2 protein-coding genes and 1 pseudogene are annotated in these 3,563 nt (G+C 52.5%); 1 reads left to right on the top strand and 2 read right to left on the bottom strand.

All coding sequences use genetic code 11. From position 1 onward, the window contains the following. A partial coding sequence (locus tag ACXJ5O_RS21745; protein WP_457301710.1) for a response regulator transcription factor occupies window positions 1-179 on the top strand: 179 nt, incomplete at its 5' end. An 11-nt stretch (window positions 180-190) separates the two neighbouring features. Here ACXJ5O_RS21745 and ACXJ5O_RS21740 read toward each other — a convergent pair. Continuing rightward, entirely contained in the window at window positions 191-1,732 is a 1,542-nt protein-coding gene (locus ACXJ5O_RS21740; protein WP_457301709.1) for a hybrid sensor histidine kinase/response regulator, read from the bottom strand. A 226-nt stretch (window positions 1,733-1,958) separates the two neighbouring features. Beyond that, window positions 1,959-3,563 (bottom strand): annotated as a pseudogene (locus ACXJ5O_RS21735) (hybrid sensor histidine kinase/response regulator); the annotation flags it as partial.

Below are 3,563 nucleotides of genomic sequence, written 5' to 3'. Positions count from 1 at the left end.
GTATGTTGAACAAGCAGATTGCGCATGAACTTAACGTCTCGGAGGCGACTATCAAGGCGCATGTGTCCGCCGTGCTTTACAAACTCGGCGTCGAAAGTCGGACTCAGGCCGTTATCCGGTTGGCGCGCTTCAAAGAGGAGGTGCTTCCAGTTGAAGCGCCGACGATCGGACTTCACTAATTTGCCGTGGATTATTCCGCTGCAATTGCCTGACTGAAATGCGAGAGCAGTGCGCGCAAAATAGCCGGGCGCACGGGTTTATTGATAATCGAAATATCCTCTAGCAACGCGCGTTCCCGCACGTGATTCGAGCGGTCAGCAGTGATCAAGGCTGCTTTGAGATGTCGCTGCAAGTGCTCGCGGGTATTTTGAATGACGTCGAGTCCGTTTTCTTCGTCCAGATTATAATCCGCCAAAATAACGGCTGGGATTGCTGCAGGGTTTTCGACGCAATAGGCTAGCAAAGTCTTTCCGCTTTTGAAGGGCAAGACCTGGCAGCCCCAAGTCGTCAGGAGTTCCTGCATGCCGGCAAGCGATCGCTCATTGTCGTCGACGCACAGAACTGTAAGCCCGGTCAAGACGCCAAAAGGTTTTACCGTCTGCGTTGCTTCGATCGTGGGTAGAACCGGCACGTTTGAGGCTACCATAGTAACTGAAAAAACCGATCCTTTGCCGACTCTCGACGTGACAATGATCAACAGGTCAAGGACCTTTGCGATGCGCTCGACAATGGAAAGCCCAAGACCTAGGCCATCGGATTCTTTCATCCCTTCCGGCAACCTCGAAAACTCGCGGAATATATGGTCAAGCTTGCCGGTGGGGATACCAATACCAGTGTCGAGAATTTGCAACTCCATGGATTTGCCACGCCGTCGCACTCCAACCAAAATTTTTCCTGACCGGCAATATTTGATGGCATTCGACACCAGGTTTTGAACGAGCCTCCTCAAAAGGTTGCGGTCCGTCGCAATGATTGCCGAACTGGCAACTATCCGCAGATCCAGGCCTTTTTCTCGCGCCGTGGGTGCAAAATCCCGCGCAATTTGTTGCAATAACGCATCGAGACGAAAGACAGAAATGGCGGGCTTTAACGCCCCCGTATCCAATCTTGAAATGTCGAGTAGTGCGCTGATGATGGACTCAACCGCTTCAAGCGACGAATCAACGTTGCTGGCGAGCTCCTTTTCGCGCGAATTTCCAAGCTGCTCCATCAAGGAAGAGGAGTAGAGGCGGGCAGCATTCAATGGTTGGAGAAGGTCATGTCCAGCATCGGCAAGGAACCGCGTTTTACCGAGATTGGCTTCTTCGGCTCGTCGTTGAGCCTTTCCTAATTGTTGATTTGCCAGCGTAAGCTCTGCCGTACGATCGCGTACACGCAACTCGAGAGACTCATTGGTCTGGCGCAACAGATTATCGGCGTTAACTGCATTTGTCACATCGGTGAACGTTGTCACCAAGCCGCCATCTGGTATCGAGTTGGAGCGGATCTCGATCGTCTGGCCGGTTCCTTTAAGCTTGATGCGCCAGGGAGCTGAAATGTCGGTAAACTGTTCAGTGAGGGTTTTACTCGTAAAGTCCGCGAGATCGTCACGCTCGTATAGATACGAGAGTATGCGGTTAAGGGGAGTGCCCATCCGTTGCAGCTCCTTTGGAAGATCGAGGATGAGGCGGAACTGCGTATTCCAGCAACTAAGCCGATACTGTCGGTCGAAGACGCTGATGCCCTGATCCATCTGGTCTAGCGCGGTCTGCAAAAGGTGGCGGTTCTGCGCTAGCGCGTCGGTCGCGTGATCAAGCAAGATCTGAGCACGACGCTGGGCCGGGCCGGTGGGGCCCATAGCCAAGGAAAGGATCATACGCGCCGAAGGTGAGCCGACAATGCCCGATAGCAACTGCTCAGCGAAGTGTACAGTCTTGAAATCTGCTGCATCACTACCCTCGAGTGCGATATTTTCCTGCTTAAACGGTCACATTCGGCTGGAGACTTCCGACAGCATTCATCGACAAGGCGGCGTCCGCAATAAATATCGAAGCCTGGATGCGTTCAAGCGGAGTGGCGCTTCTGGAAAGCGAGCCGGTGATAAAGAGCGTGATGTTGACCGATAAGCTCCAGAACAGGGAGTTTATGTAGTTGCTGGCCTCTAAGCCGAACAGGGCGTGGGGTCGCAGGGCGGCTAGGCCGAACGGACCGTCTACGACAATTGATGATCCGGTGTCGAGCATGGTTGGCAGCACCATCGTGTAGGCCCAGACGCAGAAGCCTGCGAGCATCCCCCAAATCGCGCCCCTTGCCGTGCCTCGACGCCAGAACAGCCCGCCAAGTAGCGGTGGTAGGAGCTGCATCATGGCAATGGCCGAGATCAGTGCCATAACAGCGAAGTCGACACGAACAGAGACAACAAACTGATAGGCAAATGCCGCGATGAGAATTCCTATGAGAGCGGTTCGTCTCAAATTGGGGATAATCTTGGTGAAATCCTTTGCAATCTCCGGCAAGTTGATATTTGCCCGCCTAAGTAATACCGGCAGGATAAGATCATTCGAAATCATGACCGAGAGTAAAATCGACGGAGCGATGATCATCGTGGTTGCGGCGGATATCCCCCCAGCAAAAGCTACAATGGCAAGCCAGTGCCGTCCCGCGGCTAAGGGCAGTGAAAGAAAGTAAAAATCTGCCGATGCTTGTGCCGGTAGGACCATCGATCCGATTGCAGAGATAGGTAATACGAATATGCCGATGATCAGCAGGAACAATGGAACAAACCATCGAGCGATGCTGAGTTCGGAAGCGCCCCGATTCTGGACGATCGTTAGATAGAATTGGTTGGGCAGCAACAAGACCGATGACGCGCCGATCAATATCAGGCCGATGAAATTGCCGGCTGACATACCTTGCTGGAGCGCAGGTATATTGAGTTGATTCGTTATGAGCCGAGTAAAAATTCCAGTCGGTGAACCAAATAAAAATGTAACTGCGGCGATTCCGACCAGTACGAAGCCGGTGAATTTGATGACGCTGTCAACAGCCAAGGCATGGATGAGCCCCTCATATCTCTCCTTGAAATGCGGCGAGCGGGCGCAGTAGAAGACTGTGAATAGGCCGATACCGATCTCTACTGCGACTATGAATAGATGCAACCTGTGCTCATCGAGAATGTCATTGGGATCAAAAACGCCGCTCAAAACATCGATCAAATAATGAATCGCCGTCATCTGCAGCGAAATATAAGGGATGAGGCCGATGGTGGTAATGACAGTCACCAGTGCAGCGACCGTAAAACTTTTGCCGTATCGCGCGCCGATGAAGTCCGATATCGATTTGATACCTTCTGATTTTGCTAACTGGACGATCTTGCGCACGAGCGGAAAGCCCAGGGTGAAAACAAGAACGATGCCAACATAAAGACCTGCAAACTCAATGCCGTGCTTTGCGGCATAACTGGTGGATCCGTAGTACATCCAGGAGCTGCCGCTCGCAGCCAGACTCAAGGAATAAAGGAGTGGGCGCGAGGTGTTGCTCTTCGCTTCAGTCTGTTGATCAGCCGACTTGATCACCCAATACTG

This window comes from Phyllobacterium sp. P5_D12 (genome assembly GCF_054049495.1).
This window is presented reverse-complemented; position numbering and strand designations above follow the sequence as displayed.